Raw genomic sequence first — 19,560 nt, forward strand, 5'->3', positions numbered from 1 at the left:
TTTCAAGGCTCGATCTCAGTGAGGAGCTCAAACAAACCTTTCAATCCTTAACGCAAAAAAACAGTCTTCCCCTAAAAGAAGACTGTTTTTTTATGAATTCATAGTAGAACAACTTTACTGTTAATTTTATGATAATGCCGAACAAAATGTTTAACATTTTTTTAAATTTGTTAAACAGTTAATCAGCTATTTATAATATTATGGAAACAGTTGCCAGCAAAATAGGTCTTTTTGTAGTCGCTCTACTTCTGAGTTTACATGTGCAAGCACAAGAATTTCAAGGACAAGCCACGTACATTTCTAAGTCTACATTAGATTTAGGTAATTGGGGAAAACGACTTAGCGAAGCCCAAAAAAAGCAAGTCATGGCCAATCTGAAAAACAGATTAGAAAAAACATACATTCTTAATTTTAATAAGGAAGCGTCTTTTTTTAAAGAAGCTGATAAATTAGATGCCATGTCTGGAGCAACTGATTCTTGGGGTAAAAATTTTGCAGCAGGAGATCAATATAAAAATGTTAAAACCAACACTCAAATTCAAGATCAAGAATTCTATGGGAAACGATTTTTAGTCAAAGATAGTTTACAACCCATCGAATGGATTATGGGTACAGAAACGAAACAGATTGGTAATTATACGTGCTTTAAAGCTACAGCGTCAATACCCACAGATGAATTAACATGGTATTCGTTTTCTTGGGATAAATTGAGAAGTAGTAATGCAACAGAAACAGCTGACGGTGAAACCAATGCGCCGGAAATTCCAATGACTGATGTAGAGGCTTGGTACACACCTCAAATACCTGTGGCTCATGGGCCATCAGAATTTTGGGGACTTCCTGGTTTAATTCTGGAAGTAAGTGCTGGAGACACAACCATGTTATGTTCTAAACTGGTTATTAATCCGGAAGAAGACTTAAAAATTGAAGCTCCAGATAAAGGAAAAGAAACCACAAAAAAAGAATATCAGGAAACACTTATTTCGAAAATGACAGAATTTCGTAATAATCGTATGGGCAGAGGTCGTGGCTAAAATTGCTTATGAAAAAGAAAAGCCTTTTCAATTCTGAAAAGGCTTTTTTATTGTATTTATGAAATATATTTATGTGGATCCATCGCTTAAAACACCGTTATCCTTAAAAATGTTTTAATCGATTTCGTCTTTAATATATAGATGCGAAATCTTTAAAATGGTTGCGTAAATTGAAGATATTTTTAGCTTTAATAATCTCTTAATACATGAAGAGTTCCTTTTACGTTGTGAGGATTTCCTTGATTATCTGTACAATCAAAACCAAAACTCATATCAATATATTCTCCAACTTCACCAGTATAATTTAAATGGTAATACTGATTCTCAAAATTAGAATAGTATTGACTGTTAATGTATGAGTGCGTGTAAAATCCAGGCTCAACCGAGTAATATGAACTATAATTATAAGAGTCGATATAAGGTTCTGGATTAAGAATTCCGAACAGAGATATTGTAGTACCATCAGAATTTCCAGCACCTATAGTTAATGTTGGTTGGTAGTCATAGCTTTGACTCGAAGCGTTTAAAAACACATCAGGATCACTTAGAATTAAGAAATTTTCAGAATCATCAAAAGTAAATTGAATAAATTGATTGATTGAATTACAAGAATTTAGTACACCTAAATATGTAGTTGAAGTATTAAAAGTATAATATAAAAAATCTGTTGACTGGAGATTATTAAAGTCGTGACCTTTAATTCTAAAAGAATCATTAGTAGCGCATCTTAAAATAGTTATTTCAAAATTGCCATCAGAGACTAAATCAATATAATTTTGATAAGCATAATCTAAGGACACATACCCTAGGGATACGAAATTGCCATTACATGTCTTAAAATCTCCTGTAACAGTTTCCGAAATAAATTCAGTAGAATTAGGTATTGTAATATTCAAGTTAGAATCTCCTGAAAATGGTCCAATAGCTTGAGTCCCTATGGGAGACGTTCCGTTAATATCGCAATAATATAAATTTAGTTCAAGAGTTTCATTCACTGGGATTTTACCACAAATCTCACCATTTTCATTCGTGTAATTCCCTATCGTACCATAATTAATACTACTAAGAGTAACCCATAAATTTGAAGGTGCATTTCCATCTTCATCACTAAAATTAATACATAAATTAGAATGATTGACAGGTACTCCGCAAACCCAAAACGAAAAATGAGATACAGTCCCAACATAAGTATTTCCTGTAAATGTGGCTTGGCCATCTTCAATCCAATATCCATTTACTTCATCAAAATGCCATAACGGAATTGTACTAGGAGCAATGCCTATTAAACTTGCATCCAAAGGCATTGTGATTTCTGCAGTAGAACCTTCGGCTAAATTTAGATTTTCACCACTGTCACCTTTTAATTCTACAGCTAACATTCCAAACGTTTGTAACATGCGTTCTTCCTTTTGTGCATTGGCAGCATATAACATTCCAGGCATTTGGTATTGCATATTATCATCAGCAGGATCTAGATGATGCATAATTACATTGACACTCCCTGAATAACTTGATCCATCAGATTTTATATAATCGCCTTCCAATGCCACTTTAGAACCGTTAGGTAAGCTAATTGTTTCTTGAGTTCCGCTGGTCGTTGTTACTGCAATAGTTTCTGGTAACATCATGATACGAACCTTATTTGTGCCTTCACTAGGAACAACAGCTCTTGAAGCATGAATAAAACCAGCCTTTTCTGCAGTTACGTATCCAAAGCCTTCATTTACTGGAGCGTTTTCAATTATAAAAACACCATTACTGTCAGTCATAGCTGTAAGGTTTCCAACCTTAACAAGTACATTTTCAATCGGATTGTCATTGGTGTCAACAACCTTCCCTAAAAAATTTCTAAAAATACTATTCCCAAAATAGTTTTCAGCAAAAGCAGTTGGGTCTGGATCTTGGTTTTGTTCTTGCGGATTGGAAATATTATCATCATTATCACAAGAAAAAGTGATACCAGTACATATTAGAAGAGTCACAAAAAATTTTGGTAGTAATTGAATTGACTTCATAGAGTTTTTGTTTCTATATATTAAACAACTTAGAAGTTAGAAACCCTAACTTTCTATTATTTAATAGACGCAGAATATTAAAAAGGTTGCTTTAAAGTTATAAAAAAACCTCTAAGTAAAACTTAGAGGCTTCATTATATAATATCTACTAGGAATTGATTACAATCCAAAAGCATCTTTTACTTTGTCTACATGATCTAATTTTTCCCAGGTAAACAATTCTACATCAAGAGTAACAGGTTCACCATTAGGTTGCTCAAATGTTTTTCTAACCGTTTTAGATTCTCTTCCCATATGACCATAAGCCGCAGTTTCACTGTAGATAGGTTGACGTAACTTTAATCGTGCTTCAATAGAAGCTGGACGCATGTCAAAGATTTTAGAAATGGTTGCAGCAATTTCGCCATCAGTAATGTTAAACGGACATGTTCCGTAAGTATCTACAAATATTGAGGTTGGTTCAACAACACCAATGGCATAACTGACCTGAACTAAAATTTCATCACATATACCTGCTGCGACCATATTTTTTGCAATATGTCGTGTGGCATAAGCAGCACTTCTATCCACCTTACTCGGATCTTTTCCTGAGAACGCACCTCCACCATGAGCACCTTTTCCGCCATAAGTATCTACAATGATTTTACGACCTGTTAGTCCAGTATCGCCATGAGGTCCTCCAATTACAAATTTACCTGTCGGATTAATATGATACGTAATGTCATCATTAAATAACACTTGAATGTGTTCTGGTAATTTAGCAACAACTCTCGTAATTAAAATTTCAATAATGTCTTTTCTAATTTGCGCTAACATGTCCTCTTCTTTAGCAAAATCATCATGCTGTGTAGAAACCACAATAGCATCAATACGTTGAGGAACATTATCATCACTATATTCAATAGTTACTTGGCTTTTTGAATCTGGACGTAAATACGTGATATCTTTATTTTCGCGTCTAAGTTCAGCGAGTTCTATTAAAATTCTATGCGATAAATCTAAAGCCAAAGGCATATAGTTTTCCGTTTCACGAGTTGCATAGCCGAACATCATCCCTTGATCACCTGCACCTTGTTCTTCTTTGCTTGCTCTGTCAACACCGCGATTAATATCTTCAGATTGCTCATGAATTGCAGAAAAAACGCCACATGAATTCCCGTCGAACATGTATTCGCTCTTCGTATAACCTATCTTATTGATTGTATCACGAGCTATTTTTTGAACGTCTAAATACGTGTTCGATTTTACTTCTCCTGCAAGAACAACCTGACCAGTTGTAACCAAAGTTTCACAGGCCACCTTCGATTCGCTATCAAAGGCCAAAAAATTATCTATTAAAGCATCACTAATTTGATCTGCTACTTTATCTGGATGTCCTTCGGAAACACTTTCTGAAGTAAATAAATATGCCATAATCTCTTATCTGTTTAATTTCTAAATGTTGTTAAGATTGCAAGGTAGCTAGAGAAGTTATAAATTAACTGCTTTAGCATTTTTCAATTCTGAATGGTTTCAGAATCTGTCCGTTAGAACAGGCGCAGAACTAAATTCTGCACTAGAGGTTGCAATCAGAACAAATTTTTCCTCTTTTTTGTTGACGACAAAAGTACATATAATATTGAAACTAGAAAAAGAAGAATTAAAAGGAAATTGAAATCCGTTTAAATTCTATCTTCGCACGTGAGTTATTTATAAAATTTGCATTTATGTTGAGCAGTACTTTTATTATTTGCATATGTATTACTCTTTTTGTTTAACTTGGGATGTTTATCGTATTAAGCGTTAGTTTTCATGTCTAAAGACCAAAAAGACAATTTATTTGTACTGGTTAAATCCTTAACCAAATCGGAAAAACGACAATTCAAATTGTATGTTGGTCGCCTTGATGTTAATCAGGACTCTAAATTTTTAAACCTATTTAATTTTCTGGATAAATCAAAAGCTTATGATGAAGCAGCAATTTTAAATCGTGACATTGTTAAAAAGCAACAATTAGCTAACGTTAAAGCGCATTTGTACAAACAAATCTTAATAAGCTTAAAATTAAATCCGTCCCATCAAAATATCAGATCACAAATTAGAGAACAATTAGACTTTGCTTCAATTTTGTATCATAAAGGGCTCTATAAACAGAGTTTGAAAATATTAGACAAAGCGAAGGAAGTTGCCATACAAAATGAAGAGAAAAATTTGGCTTACGAACTTGTTGAACTTGAAAAAATAATCGAATCTCAATACATTACAAGAAAGATTAGTAAAAGAGCTGATGAATTAACAACACAAGCCAAAGAACTTAGTGCATTAAATTTGATTTCAAGTAAACTTTCCAATTTGTCATTGCAATTGTATGGTATTATTTTGAAATCTGGTTACATAAAAAATGAAGTAGAAAGCAATGAGATTAAAACATATTTCAGCGACAGATTCCCAGAATTTGATTTTAAAGATTTAGGTTTTAGAGAAAAATTGTGGTTGTATAATGCCTATTTGTGGTATAGCTTTCTGCTACAGGATTTTAAAAATTGTTATCGATATGCACTTAAATGGGTCAATTTATATCAAGAATATGAACATATGATTACAGTAAATCCTGTGTTTTTTTTAAAGGGAAATAACTATTTATTAGAAGCTTTATTTTTTATTGGTAACAAGCAAAAATTTCAAGATAACTTACTCAAATTTCAAGAGGTTATTTCTGAAAAGACATTCCCAAATGATGATAATGTTCAGGCATTAACTTTTCTGTATCTCAACCTGAATTCTATTAATTTGTACTTTATTGATGGCAGCTTTCAGGAAGGCGTCAAAATTATTCCAAAAATTGAAAGTGAATTAGATGTATTCAAAGATAGATTGGGCGACCATCATGTGATGATTTTCTATTACAAGTTTGCCAATATGCATTTTGGTCATGGAAACATTAAAGCCTGTATCTTTTATTTAGATAAAATTATAAGTAACAAGTCCTTGCTAATACGCGAAGATTTGCAATGTTTTGCACGTGTATTAAATCTGGTAGCTCATTATGAAGCAGGTTTAGACCATAATATTGAAGCCTTATTAAAAAGCACCTACAAGTTTTTACTTAAGATTAACGATTTGTATGAGGTACAAAAGGAGTTGATTAAATTTTTAAGGAGTTTGCAAGATATTTATCCTCAAGACTTAAAACAAGCTTTTATAACTCTTAGAGATACTTTGAGGAAATATGAAGATCATCCTTTTGAGCGCAGAGCGTTTTTATATTTAGATGTCATCTCATGGCTGGAAAGTAAAATTCAAAATGTGCCTATTGGAGAGGTAATTCGTCAAAAATATTTAGAAAAAAATAATTTGAATTCTTGAAATAAGCCTACATAACCCTTTTACGAAATTCTATATTACGTAATATTTAATTATTTGACGGTTGAAATGAGAATGTCATAATTCTTTTTTAAATCTGGTATTAAATTTGGAATTTAACCTTTCTGTTGCAATATTTGTATTCATAAAGTTCAATACCGTATTGAAATGTTATCAAGAAAGGTGGAGGGATTAGACCCTTTGAAGCCTTAGCAACCCTTTGAATTCATCAATGAAGGTGCTAAATTCTACTAAGTTATCCGATTCATTTATCGGAAACTGGATAGATAACCCAAATGTAATATCACATCTGTTATTGCATCGTTTCTTTTTAACATTTTTCTATGAAGTAGGCTTCTTACAGGGCTTATTTGACTTTTGATTTAATTCATTTATTGACTAGATATTTTAATTCTAAAGACATTAGAAAGCATGCCAGTAAGCAAAATTTATAAAGAAATTTCAAATCGAATTTTAGTTCTCGATGGCGCAATGGGAACCATGTTACAACGCTATAATTTTTCAGAAGAAGATTTTAGAGGTGAACGTTTTAAGGATTATCCAACATCGCTTAAAGGGAATAACGATTTGTTATCCTTGACACAGCCACATGCGATTGCAGCAATTCACAGACTCTACTTTGAAGCTGGAGCAGATATAGTAGAAACCAATACCTTTTCAGGAACTACGATTGCCATGGCAGACTATAACATGGAAGATCTGGTGTATGAACTTAACTTTGAGTCAGCCAAAATAGCTAAACAGGTTGCTGATGAGTTCACAAAAGCAAATCCACAAAAGCCACGATTTGTCGCAGGTAGTATTGGTCCGACAAACAAAACAGCAAGCATGTCGCCTGACGTTAACAAACCAGAATACAGAGCCATAACTTTTGAAGAATTGCGAGTGGCTTACAAACAGCAAGTCGAAGCATTAATCGATGGAGGTGTTGATGTGCTGCTTGTTGAAACCATATTTGATACACTCAATGCTAAAGCGGCTTTATTTGCTATTGAAGAGGTTAAAGAGGAACGTCAGATTGATATTCCTGTTATGGTTTCAGGAACGATTACTGACGCTTCCGGACGCACATTATCTGGACAAACGGTTGAAGCTTTTCTAACCTCAATTTCACATATTCCTCTGTTGAGTGTGGGATTTAATTGCGCTTTAGGAGCTGAACAACTTAAACCTTATTTACAGCGATTATCTCGTGAAACTGAGTTTTATACGTCTGCTCATCCCAATGCTGGTTTGCCTAATGCTTTTGGTGAATATGATCAGTCTGCAAAGCAAATGCAAGTCCTAATTGAAGATTACCTCAAAGACGGATTAATAAATATTATTGGTGGTTGCTGTGGAACAAATCCAGAGCATATCAAAGCTATTGCTGAGGTTGTATGTAAATATAAACCAAGAAAAGTGAGTGTTAGTGTTTAGTTTATGGTTTATTGTGTATAGGAATTAAAGTAATCATATTATGAAAAATTATACAGAATTAGATGTTTGGAAGACAGCAAGGAAATTAGTTAAGACTGTTTATGACTTGACGTCTAAATTTCCAAATACTGAAATATATAGTCTCACAAATCAAATTAATAGAAGTGTGGTTTCAATTCCTTCAAATATTGCTGAAGGTATAGGAAGGCAAACAGATAAAGAGACAATTCAATTTTTATACATCTCAAAAGGGTCCCTTTTTGAGCTTGAAACACAATTGTTTTTAGCAAATGATTTGAATTATATTTCAGAAAAACAACTGTCAGAAGTTTTAGAAAATATTACCTCTGTAAAAAAGCTATTAAACGGATTCATTAATTATTTCAAAAACAAAAAGTAATTATGAATGCTACCAAACACCAAACACAAAATACCAAATATCTTGAACTTTCAGGTTTAGAACGGCTAGTTGTTACACCAGAAAGTAATTTTATAAACGTAGGCGAACGGACTAATGTTACAGGTTCAAGAAAATTTCTTCGGTTAATAAAGGAAGAAAAATACGATGAAGCATTAAGTGTGGCTAGAGATCAGGTTGAAGGTGGCGCACAGATTCTTGATGTCAATATGGATGAAGGCATGCTGGATGGAAAAACAGCAATGATTAAATTTCTGAATCTTATTGCATCAGAGCCTGATATTTCTAGAATACCAATAATGATTGACAGCTCTAAATGGGAAATTATTGAAGCTGGATTACAAGTGGCTCAAGGGAAATGTGTCGTAAATTCTATTAGTTTAAAGGAAGGTGAAGATGAATTTATTAGACAAGCAAAACTTGTAAAACGTTATGGAGCTGCAGTTATCGTTATGGCTTTTGATGAGAAAGGTCAGGCAGATACTTACGAACGTCGCATTGAAATTTGTAAGCGTTCGTATGACATTCTGGTTAATCACGTCCATTTTCCACCTCAAGACATCATTTTTGATCCCAATATTTTTCCTGTGGCTACAGGTATGGATGAACATCGTTTAAATGCATTAGATTTTTTTAATGCAACGAAATGGATTCGTGAAAATCTGCCTTACGCTAATGTTTCAGGTGGTGTTAGTAATGTGTCCTTCTCTTTCAGAGGCAATTCCATTGTTCGTGAAGCGATTAATTCTGCATTTTTATATCACGCCATTCAGCATGGAATGAATTTAGGAATTGTGAATCCAACGTTACTAGAGGTTTATGATGAAATTCCGAAGGATTTATTACAGCATGTTGAGGATGTTTTATTCGACAAGCATGAGGATGCTACTGAGCGATTATTAGATTTTGCTGAAACTCTAAAAGACCAGAAAAAAGAAGACACAGTTAAAATTTTAGAGTGGCGAAGTGAGCCATTACAAGACCGAATTACTCATAGTCTCGTTAAGGGAATTGACACGTTTATCATTGAAGATGTCGAGGAAGCGCGTTTAGCTTCTGATAAACCTATAGAAGTTATTGAAGGTCATTTGATGATTGGGATGAATGTTGTTGGTGACCTTTTTGGAAGCGGAAAAATGTTTCTGCCTCAAGTGGTAAAATCGGCTCGTGTGATGAAAAAAGCCGTAGCGTATTTACAACCTTTTATTGAAGCTGAAAAAGATGGAAAGCAGGAGTTTGCAGGAAAAATTTTAATGGCAACTGTAAAAGGCGATGTACACGATATTGGTAAAAATATTGTGAGTGTTGTTTTGGCATGTAATAATTATGAAATCATCGACTTAGGTGTGATGGTGCCTCCCGAAAAAATAATTGAGGCAGCAGTTAGCGAAGACGTTGATGTCATTGGACTTAGTGGTTTGATAACACCATCACTTGATGAAATGGTTTACCTTTCTAAAGCTATGAAAAAGGAAAATTTAAGCATTCCATTAATCATTGGTGGTGCAACCACATCTAAAGCGCATACGTCAGTTAAAATTGCTCCAAATTACGATCACACTGTGGTTCATATTAATGATGCGTCAAGAGCAGTAACTGTCGTTGGAAACTTGTTGCAAAAAGACAATCATATCTATAAAGAACAAGTACGACAGGAGTATGATACATTCCGTGAGCAATTTCTAAACAGAGGCAAACGAAAAGAATACCTGTCGATTGAAGCTGCTCGAAAAAATAAATATCAAATTGATTGGAATACCACTGAAATAGTAAAACCTAATCAGTTAGGTATTCAGGTTATTAATGATTTTAACATTGCAAATCTTGAAGCGTTTATTGACTGGAGTCCGTTTTTTAGAAGTTGGGATCTTCACGGAAAGTATCCAGATATACTAAACGATGAGGTCGTTGGTGAACAAGCTAAGGAGTTGTTCAAGGATGCACAAGCACTATTGAATCGGATTATTGACGAACAACTGTTGACCGCAAAAGCTGTTTTCGGATTATTTCCTGCTAACACCATTAACGATGATGACATTGAAGTGTCAATTAAAGGCTGTCATGCTGAACTTGATTCAGCATCTCATGAAGAAGATGTGATTTCTCCTCGACCAGACACGTTCAAATTCCTAACCCTTCGACAGCAGTTAAAGAAAAGAGAAGGCATACCAAATCATGCCTTAGCCGATTTTATTGCGCCAAAAGATTCAGGTATTCAAGATTATATTGGTGCATTTTGTGTTACCACAGGTTTTGGTACTCAGGAACTGGCTCAACAATTTGAAGCTGATAATGATGATTATAATTCCATAATGATTAAAGCTTTAGCCGATCGATTAGCTGAAGCTTTTGCTGAATATCTCCATAAAGATGTAAGAACCAAACATTGGGGTTATGCTAAAAATGAAGCGTTAACCAACTACGATTTGATAAAAGAAAGTTATAAAGGGATTCGTCCTGCACCAGGTTATCCTGCTTGTCCAGACCATCTAGAAAAAACCACATTGTGGCAGTTATTAGATGTTGAAAACCAAATAGGCGTAAAATTGACAGAAAGCTTAGCCATGTGGCCAGCGGCAAGCGTAAGTGGTTATTATTTTGGGCATCCTGAAGCTAAATATTTTGGACTTGGGAAAATCACAAAAGACCAATTAAAAGATTATGCTCAACGTAGAGGCATTAGTGAGGCTGAAGCAGAAAAATGGTTAAATCCAAACCTCTCAGAAACTTAACAATTTCTTAGAATTGGGATGATAATCAGATGATCGTAAAGTTGTTGCTTTGCTATAAAATTTAAGAATCTAAATTATGAAAAAGTACAAATTAGAATTGAGATTTGCTTTGCACTTAGTTCTTCTTACGATTGTCGCGTTGCTTGGAGCAAATTTGATTAGTTAGTCTTTGCGTTAGTGATTGAACGTTTCGACTGCGCTTAACGCAGGCTAATTGTTTGAGCTCTGCACCTTAAGTGCAAGCGAGTAGTGAAAGCACGACGTTTTGCGATCCTGCAAGGTTTTCAGAACCTTGTAGGTATGAGTAAAACGTAACGCCATAATAAAAATTAAATAGAGAATTGCATTTACAGAGATGATATGAAAGTAACTGAACATATAAAAAAAGCTAACGGAAACACGCAGTTTTCATTCGAAATTTTGCCACCTTTAAAAGGTCAGCATATCCAATCTATATTTGATAATATTGATCCCTTAATGGAATTTAAACCTCCTTTTATTGATGTCACGTATCACAGGGAAGAATATGTGTATAAAGAACTCGAAAATGGATTGCTCAAAAAGCAGGTTGTTAAAAAGCGACCTGGAACGGTTGGAATTTGTGCGGCCATTCAAAATAAATATGGTGTGGATGCTATTCCACACATTTTGTGTGGCGGATTTACAAAAGAAGACACTGAAAACTTCTTAATCGATCTCGATTTTCTGGGCATAAATAATGTGATGGCACTTCGTGGTGATGCTGTTAAAACCGAAACCTATTTTAAAGCCGAAAAAGAAGGTCATGCCTATGCCAGCGAATTAGTGAATCAGATTACCGACTTAAACAAGGGTATCTATTTGGATGAAGAATTAAAAAACTCATCAGAAACTAATTTTTGTGTTGGTGTTGCTGCTTATCCAGAAAAACATGCCGAAGCACCAAGTTTGGACAGTGACATTTATTTTTTGAAAAAGAAAATAAAAAATGGTGCACAGTATATCGTGACACAAATGTTTTTTGACAATAGTAAATACTTCGAATTTTTAAATAAATGCCGAAAGGAAGGTATTACAGTACCAATCATTCCAGGTCTAAAACCCATAGCAACGAAGAAACAACTCAATTTAATTCCGCATCGATTTCATGTAGATTTACCTGAAGATTTAATTATTGAAATTGTAAAATGTAAAGATAATAGCGCTGTAAGACAAGTTGGGATTGAATGGTGTATCGACCAATCAAAAGCCTTACAAAAAGCCGGAATTCCAATTTTACATTATTACTCTATGGGAAAGAGTGATAATATTCATGCTGTGGCTTCTAACGTGTTTTAAAAATCCATTTCTAAAATCGTTTATTTAAGCTTACTTTTGCAGCACGAAATCGATATAGTTTATAGCCATGCAAACATCAAAATTAGCTGAAGGATTAAAAGGGTCTGAAATTATTAAAATCGCTGGAGAAGTGAATGCTCTTAAAGCTCAAGGCGAAGTGATTTATAATCAAACCATTGGAGATTTTGATGCCACTATTTTTCCTATTCCAGAAGAATTGAAAAGCGAGATTATTGCTGCATATCATAATAACCAAACAAATTATCCTGCGGCAAATGGGATGGAAGTGTTGCGTGAAAGTGTATCGTCTTATTTATCTAACCGTCTTGGTCTTGACTATTCTAAAAATGAAATTCTAATTTCTGGAGGTGCTCGACCATTAATTTATGCAATTTATCAAACCGTTTTAGATCTTGAAGATACGGTTTTATATCCAGTGCCTTCATGGAATAACGATGCCTACACTTATCTGGCCAGAAATAATTCGGTTATTATCGAAACAACACCTGAAAATAAATTCATGCCTACGGTTGAGGATATTAAACCTCATATTAAACATGTGAATTTAATAGCGCTGTGTTCACCTTTAAATCCGACAGGAACAACCTTCGATAAACAAACGCTTACAGATATTTCGAAACTTGTTGTTGATGAAAATAAACGCAGACTTCAAAATAACGAAAAACCATTGTATGTGCTTTATGACCAGATTTACTGGCAACTGACTTATGGTTCAACTGAGCATTACAATCCTGTAGAGTTAGTTCCTGAAATGCGAGATTGTACCATTTTCGTAGATGGGATTTCAAAAGCGTTCGCTGCAACAGGTGTTCGAGTTGGTTGGGCTTTCGGTCCTGTCCATGTGATTAATAAAATGAAAGCCATGCTGAGTCATATTGGTGCCTGGTCTCCAAAGGCTGAACAGATGGCAACAGCGTCTTATTTAAATCAGACCGAAGCTGTTTCAAACTACTTAGAGCATATAAAAAGTGAGCTGGATTTTAGATTGCATCGTTTTTATGATGGTTTCCAGAGTCTGAAGTCTGAAGGATTTCCTGTTAATGCTATTGAGCCAGAAGCTGCATTATATTTAACGGTTCAAATTGATCTTATTGGAAAGACAACTACTGAAGGAAATACCTTATCGACCATTCAGGAAGTAACAAGTTATTTGCTTACGGAAGCTAAACTGGCCATCGTACCTTTTTATGCCTTTGGAACTTCTGAAGACTCAAACTGGTTTAGACTTTCAGTCGGAACTTCTAAAAAAGAAGATATTTCAACCATATTTGAATTGTTAAAGCAAGCACTAAACAATGTATCGTAGTTGTTATTTCAATTATTCTTTTACTTTTGTTTCAGAATAAATTGCATGAAGTTTTACCTAACTATTTTATTTACGCTTTCCTTTGTTTCTTTGTTTTCGCAAGAGGAAGAGCCCAATATTTTTACCATAGACGCTAATTTTTTTTATGGTACTATTTTAGAGCATAATCCCGACATCTCACATCTTATTACTGAACATCCAACAGGATTGATTTTAAGTTACAACAAAAAAACTTACGGTTTTAAAGATTGGGAAAGTAGATACAACTATCCAGATTGGGGATTTTCATTTATTTATCAGGATATGAAAAATGAAAATTTGGGTCAAAACTATAGTTTGTATGCACATTACAATATGTATTTTCTAAAACGACGTCTTAATTTGAGAATCGGACAAGGTTTAGCTTACAATACAAATCCTTATGATAAAGCCACAAATTTTACTAACAATGCCTATGGATCGCATCTATTGAGCACCACGTATTTGATGTTTAATTATAAGAAAGAAAATATATTTAAAGGCTTCGGACTTCACGCAGGAATTTCAGTTATACATTATTCTAATGCCAATTTTAGAGCGCCAAATACGTCTACAAATACATTTGTATTTAATATTGGAGCAAATTATATGTTTAATTATCAAGATGAACCAGAATACCTACCATCTACAGAAGACAAGAAGTTTAAAGAAAAGATAAAATATAATCTTGTATTTAGATCTGGAGTTAACGAAAGCGATGTGATTGGTGTTGGTCAATTTCCCTTTTATATTGTGTCTGCTTATGCCGATAAGCGATTGAACCGAAAAAGCGCAATCCAACTTGGAGCAGATGTATTCTTTTCAAAATTTCTGGAAGAGTTGATTTACTATTACTCTGTCGCGTTTCCAGAATTTGACGTTAGTGGTGAAGAAGATTGGAAGCGTATCGGTATTTTCGTTGGACACGAATTATTTATCAATAAAATGTCGATTATCACGCAATTGGGATACTATGTTTATTATCCTTACGATTTTGAAGGACGCGTATATAATAGAATTGGATTAAAACGTTATTTTGGAGATACATTTTTTGGAGCTATTACCTTAAAGTCTCATGGAGCTAAAGCTGAAGCTGTAGAATTTGGAATAGGAGTTAGACTATGAAAAAAGTGTTATTTATAATTTTTGCAACTGTACTGTGTTCCTGTAATAGCGAAGATGCACCAGACTGTTTTCAAAATTCTGGAGCAATTTTGCAACAGGAATTTAGTGTTAGTGACTTTTCAAAAATCACTGTTTTTCCAAGAGTAGAACTCATAATCAAACAGGAAGCTACTCAAAAGATTGTTGTTGAAACGGGAGAATATTTATTGAATGATATTGAAATCAAAGTAGAAAACAACCGATTGCTCATTACCAATAATAATGCTTGTAACCTCACAAGAAATTATGGGATTACTAAAGTGTATGTGAGTGCACCCAATGTAACCGAAATTAGAAATGCATCTGGTTCAACCGTCAAAAGTGATGGAGTTCTGGGTTATGACAATTTAAAACTAGTTTCCGAAGATTTTAATGCTGAAGGCGATGTGAATAACAATGGAGACTTTCATGTACAAGTAGATAGTGTTACGTTGGATTGTATAGTGAATAATTTATCGTCTGTTTTTGTAAGTGGAACGGTTGATGATTTGTTCGTTGGGTATTACTCTGGTGATGCACGTTTTGAAGGTAGACATCTTGTAGCTCAAAATATTGCCATATTTCAAAGAAGCAGTAACGATCTAATTCTTAATCCTCAGCAATCACTAAGTGGTGAAATTAGAAGCACAGGTAATGTGATTGTCGTAAATACACCTCCAATCATTGACATTGAGCAGTTCTACACAGGTCATTTGATTTTTGAATAACGATTAATCTGAGGTCAATTCTCTAAATAAACTTTCGAGGCTAGCATTTTTCTGATTCAATTGAAGGATTTTCAATGCATTATCGTGAGCAAAATCAAAGACATGAGAACGCATATCATCAGACGTTGAAAATGTAATTTCATAGACAAAATCATGGGTATTTTTTACGGTATTCACATGCGGTAATTTTAATAAAAAGACGTCTTCTACCCGATAATCAAATTCTACAATAACCGTTTGCTCTTTTTCATCACGAAGCTCTTTCAGCTTTTTATCGGCGACAATCTTTCCTTTATTAATAATGATAACGCGATCACAAATCGCTTCAACTTCCTGCATAATGTGAGTTGATAAAAATACCGTTTTATTTTTGCCAACCGTTTTTATTAAATGTCGTATATCAACCAACTGATTTGGGTCAAGACCAGTTGTAGGTTCATCAAGAATTAAAACATCAGGTTCATGTAATAACGCGTTTGCTAATCCGACACGTTGACGATACCCTTTCGACAATTGTCCGATTTTTTTATGTGCTTCAGGTGTTAAACCCGTTAGCTCAATCACATCATGAACTCTGGATTTATCTGTATTGTAAACATTGGCGTTAAACGTCAAATATTCTCTAACGTACATGTCGAGATATAAAGGATTGTGTTCAGGAAGATAGCCAACACTGGTTTGGACACGCTGTTTGTCTTTTGAAACATCAAAACTATTGACTTTTGCTGAGCCTTCAGAAGCATTGATATAGGTCGTTAATATTTTCATTAAAGTTGATTTTCCTGCGCCATTCGGACCCAGAAAACCTACGATTTCTCCTTTATTAACTGAAAATGAAATGCTGTCAAGGGCTTTCTGTTCACCATAAACTTTCGAAATGTTTTCAACTTCAATAGACATAGACCAATTTGTTTTCTCAAAAATAGTAATTATAACGAATGACCACCTTCAAATTATGAATTCTTTAAAACTGAAACGTAAAACTCAAAAATAACGTATAACAATTTTGATTTGTTAAAATAATAATTACATTAGCATCTTAATAATGACATGAACACATCAAATCATACATATTATAACTGGTTTTATTTCTTTTTTAGCGAAAAGAGAGAGACGTTATATGTATAATTTATACTAATAAATATAATATGAGTCTCGATGGAAATCGGGACTTTTTTTATGATAAAATCTGTAGCCATACAAGGAGTAAAAGGATCATTTCATCACATTGTGTCACAGCAATATTTTGATAAAACGATTGCTGTTTCAGAATATCTAACATTCGATGGAGTGGTAGATAGCATTCTGAAAACTACCAATGATGCCGCTATTATGGCAATCGAAAATTCAATTGCTGGCTCTATCATTCCAAATTATGCGTTGATTGATACCTTTAATTTGCATATTGTAGGCGAACATTATTTAGATATTCAACATCATTTAATGGCATTGCCAGATCAAACCATTGACGATATAAAAGAAGTATATTCACATCCAATGGCCTTATTGCAGTGTAAAACGTTTTTCAAACAGTATCCACATATCAAATTAATTGAGGACAGAGATACAGCTGAAGTAGCACAACGCATCCAAACGCATCAACTAAAACACGTAGCTGCAATTGCATCTCGATTGGCTTCCGAATTATTTGAACTCAAGATTCTGGCAGAAAGCATTCAAACCATAAAGCACAATGAAACACGATTTTTTATTGTAAAGACTCAAAATTCTGAAATCCCAGAGGAAGCCATCAACAAAGCTTCCATAAAATTTGAATTAGACCATAAAAGAGGAAGTTTAGCGACTATTTTGAACGTATTAAGTGATTGTAAACTAAATTTAACAAAGATACAATCACTCCCTAAAATTGAAACACCTTGGAAATACGCTTTTTTTGTTGATGTCACCTTTGACACATACAACGATTATAAAAAAGCGAAGTCCATTATGGAAATTATGGCTCAAGAGTTTAAAGTCCTGGGAGAATATAAAAATGCAAGATTATGATACCTATAGCGAATCGATTACAACATGTTGATGAATACTACTTTTCAAAAAAATTGAGAGAAGTTAACTTGCTCAAAGCTCAAGGTAAACCTATCATTAATTTAGGCATTGGAAGTCCGGATTTAAATCCGCCTGAACGTGTTCTTAATGCTTTGGTAGAAACCTTCAACGAAGATGGAGCGCATAAATATCAAAGTTATCAAGGTCTTCCAGAATTGAGAGAAGCGATAACCGACTTTTACAAACGACATTTTAATGTGCCTTTAAGTCCGTTAACGGAAGTATTGCCACTCATGGGAAGTAAAGAAGGAATCTTGCATATTTCTATGGCTTTTTTAAATGCAGGAGATGAAGTTCTTATTCCAAATCCTGGTTATCCAACGTATCAATCGGTTACTAATCTGGTTGGAGCAACACCAGTTTTATACGATTTAACTGAAGAACATAACTGGTTTCCAGATTTAATAGCTTTAGAGAAAAGAGGCGTGGACAAGGTAAAATTAATGTGGGTGAATTATCCTCACATGCCTACGGGAGCCACAGCAACTAATAAGTTATTTGAAGATTTAATCACTTTTGCTAAGCGTAATGATATTTTAATAGTCAACGATAATCCGTATAGTTTTATTCTTAATAAATATCCAAGAAGTATTTTAAAATACAAAGATGCTAAAGAGGTGTGTTTAGAACTTAATTCTTTAAGTAAAACCTTTAATATGGCAGGTTGGCGAGTAGGAATGCTCTTGGGAAAACCCGAATATATCAATGCGGTTTTACGTGTTAAAAGCAACATGGATTCTGGAATGTTTTTAGGAATTCAAAAAGGAGCTATTGAAGCATTGAATTGCTCAGATATGTGGTACGTTAGCCTCAATAGCGTTTACGAACAACGACGACAAATTGTCTGGAAAATTGCTGATGCACTTAACTGTACTTACGATGAAAACGCAGCAGGATTGTTTGTCTGGTGTAAATTGCCAGATTACTTAGATGCTGAAGAGTATATCGATTTAATCCTTAAAGAACGATCTATATTTATTACACCAGGAACCATTTTTGGGTCTAATGGAAACCGATACATACGAATATCACTTTGCGCTTCTCAAGATGACCTTGAAGAAGCTTTAGCGAGATTAAAACCAAAGAATGAATAAGATATACATTATAGGCGTTGGTTTAATTGGAGGAAGTATGGCTTTAGATATAAAGTCTATTAATAAGCAGGCTAAAATCTTCGGAATAGATACCAATGCATCGCATTTAGACGAGGCTATAAAACTCAATATCATTGATGAAAAAGCCACGTACGATGATTTGGAAGCAGCAGATTTAGTCGTGTTGTCTATTCCTGTCGATAAGGCAGTTTCCGAATTGCCTAAAGTTCTTGACCGTATTTCAGATACAACCTTGGTTATTGATGTAGGTTCTACAAAATACCCTGTTTGTAAAGCTATTGAACAACACGAAAAGCGTCGTAATTTTTTGGCAACACATCCTATTGCTGGTACTGAATTTTCTGGACCGAAAGCAGCTATTCATAGCTTGTTTCAGAAGAAAACCAATATTATTTGTGAAGTTGAAAAAACAACATTTAAACTTCAGGAGAAAGCTTTGCAGTTATTTTCAGACTTAGGTATGCGTATCAGATATATGAATCCGGAAGCGCATGATAAACACATAGCTTATGTATCACATTTGTCGCATATAAGTTCGTTTATGCTGGGAAAAACAGTGATTGAAAAAGAAAAAAACGAGCGCGATATTTTCGATATGGCAGGAAGTGGTTTTGAAAGTACAGTTCGATTGGCAAAAAGTTCTCCTGTCATGTGGACGCCAATTTTCAAACAAAATAAAGATAATGTCATTGAAACACTTGATGAATATATCACCAATTTAAAACAATTTAAGGCGTTCATGGAAACTGATAATTTCGATGAGATTTTTAACGAAATGCAAAATACAAATCATATAAAGGACATATTAAACGGAATACAATAAAAAAAATGCAAGGTCTAAGATTGTCTCACTGAGCGTAGTCG

15 protein-coding genes and 1 riboswitch are annotated in these 19,560 nt (G+C 34.1%); of the genes, 12 read left to right on the top strand and 3 right to left on the bottom strand.

The window, feature by feature from the left end; translation table 11 throughout:
• Positions 1-200: 200 nt before the first annotated feature.
• Positions 201-1,034: a GLPGLI family protein gene (locus TD18_RS02650; protein ID WP_040248152.1), complete on the top strand. Its 834-nt coding sequence runs from the start codon at positions 201-203 to the stop codon at positions 1,032-1,034.
• A gap of 188 nt (positions 1,035-1,222) precedes the next feature.
• Here the strand turns inward: TD18_RS02650 and TD18_RS02655 are convergent, their stop codons facing one another.
• Together TD18_RS02655 and metK are read right to left on the bottom strand one after the other, a co-directional pair.
• Positions 1,223-3,049, bottom strand: coding sequence for a carboxypeptidase-like regulatory domain-containing protein (locus tag TD18_RS02655; protein ID WP_040248153.1), 1,827 nt, complete (start codon positions 3,047-3,049; stop codon positions 1,223-1,225).
• Between the two features lie 159 nt (positions 3,050-3,208).
• On the bottom strand, positions 3,209-4,462 hold the full coding sequence (metK, locus tag TD18_RS02660; protein ID WP_040248156.1) for a methionine adenosyltransferase: 1,254 nt from the start codon (positions 4,460-4,462) through the stop codon (positions 3,209-3,211).
• Positions 4,463-4,840: 378 nt separating this feature from the next.
• On the opposite strand from metK, the gene TD18_RS02665 reads away from it, so the two are divergent.
• From TD18_RS02665 to TD18_RS02700, 8 genes are all read left to right on the top strand, one after another.
• Positions 4,841-6,394, top strand: a complete 1,554-nt coding sequence (locus TD18_RS02665; RefSeq protein ID WP_040248158.1) for a hypothetical protein — start codon at positions 4,841-4,843, stop codon at positions 6,392-6,394.
• A 165-nt stretch (positions 6,395-6,559) separates the two neighbouring features.
• Positions 6,560-6,685, top strand: a riboswitch (SAM riboswitch).
• Positions 6,686-6,823: 138 nt separating this feature from the next.
• Positions 6,824-7,831: a homocysteine S-methyltransferase family protein gene (locus TD18_RS02670; protein WP_040248161.1), complete on the top strand. Its 1,008-nt coding sequence runs from the start codon at positions 6,824-6,826 to the stop codon at positions 7,829-7,831.
• A gap of 40 nt (positions 7,832-7,871) precedes the next feature.
• Positions 7,872-8,231 (top strand): four helix bundle protein, encoded by a 360-nt coding sequence (locus TD18_RS02675; protein WP_040248163.1) that lies wholly within the window; start codon positions 7,872-7,874, stop codon positions 8,229-8,231.
• Positions 8,232-8,233: 2 nt separating this feature from the next.
• A complete protein-coding gene (gene metH, locus TD18_RS02680) occupies positions 8,234-10,981 on the top strand; it encodes a methionine synthase (RefSeq protein ID WP_052461021.1) in 2,748 nt (915 codons plus the stop codon).
• A gap of 360 nt (positions 10,982-11,341) precedes the next feature.
• Entirely contained in the window at positions 11,342-12,298 is a 957-nt protein-coding gene (metF, locus tag TD18_RS02685) for a methylenetetrahydrofolate reductase [NAD(P)H] (RefSeq protein ID WP_040248166.1), read from the top strand.
• 67 nt (positions 12,299-12,365) lie between these two features.
• Positions 12,366-13,625: a pyridoxal phosphate-dependent aminotransferase gene (locus tag TD18_RS02690; RefSeq protein WP_040248168.1), complete on the top strand. Its 1,260-nt coding sequence runs from the start codon at positions 12,366-12,368 to the stop codon at positions 13,623-13,625.
• Between the two features lie 45 nt (positions 13,626-13,670).
• Complete coding sequence (locus TD18_RS02695; RefSeq protein WP_040248169.1) at positions 13,671-14,768, top strand: acyloxyacyl hydrolase; 1,098 nt, start codon at positions 13,671-13,673, stop codon at positions 14,766-14,768.
• Positions 14,765-15,514 carry a head GIN domain-containing protein gene (locus TD18_RS02700; RefSeq protein WP_040248171.1) on the top strand — a complete coding sequence of 250 codons (750 nt, stop codon included), beginning with the start codon at positions 14,765-14,767 and terminating at the stop codon, positions 15,512-15,514. Before TD18_RS02695 ends, TD18_RS02700 begins: the two co-directional genes overlap by 4 nt.
• A gap of 3 nt (positions 15,515-15,517) precedes the next feature.
• Here TD18_RS02700 and gldA read toward each other — a convergent pair whose 3' ends face one another.
• Positions 15,518-16,414 (bottom strand): gliding motility-associated ABC transporter ATP-binding subunit GldA, encoded by an 897-nt coding sequence (gene gldA, locus TD18_RS02705; RefSeq protein WP_040248172.1) that lies wholly within the window; start codon positions 16,412-16,414, stop codon positions 15,518-15,520.
• A gap of 279 nt (positions 16,415-16,693) precedes the next feature.
• On the opposite strand from gldA, the gene TD18_RS02710 reads away from it, so the two are divergent.
• The 3 genes from TD18_RS02710 to TD18_RS02720 are packed head-to-tail and all read left to right on the top strand — an operon-like array spanning position 16,694 to position 19,519.
• Positions 16,694-17,521, top strand: coding sequence for a prephenate dehydratase (locus TD18_RS02710; RefSeq protein ID WP_040248724.1), 828 nt, complete (start codon positions 16,694-16,696; stop codon positions 17,519-17,521).
• Complete coding sequence (locus tag TD18_RS02715) at positions 17,518-18,675, top strand: pyridoxal phosphate-dependent aminotransferase (protein ID WP_174435318.1); 1,158 nt, start codon at positions 17,518-17,520, stop codon at positions 18,673-18,675. Before TD18_RS02710 ends, TD18_RS02715 begins: the two co-directional genes overlap by 4 nt.
• Positions 18,668-19,519 carry a prephenate dehydrogenase gene (locus tag TD18_RS02720; RefSeq protein WP_040248176.1) on the top strand — a complete coding sequence of 284 codons (852 nt, stop codon included), beginning with the start codon at positions 18,668-18,670 and terminating at the stop codon, positions 19,517-19,519. The genes TD18_RS02715 and TD18_RS02720 overlap by 8 nt, the downstream gene beginning before the upstream one ends.
• Positions 19,520-19,560 lie beyond the last annotated feature (41 nt).

It is taken from the genome of Psychroserpens mesophilus, assembly GCF_000826645.1.
GTDB classification, from domain to species: Bacteria; Bacteroidota; Bacteroidia; order Flavobacteriales; family Flavobacteriaceae; genus Psychroserpens; species Psychroserpens mesophilus.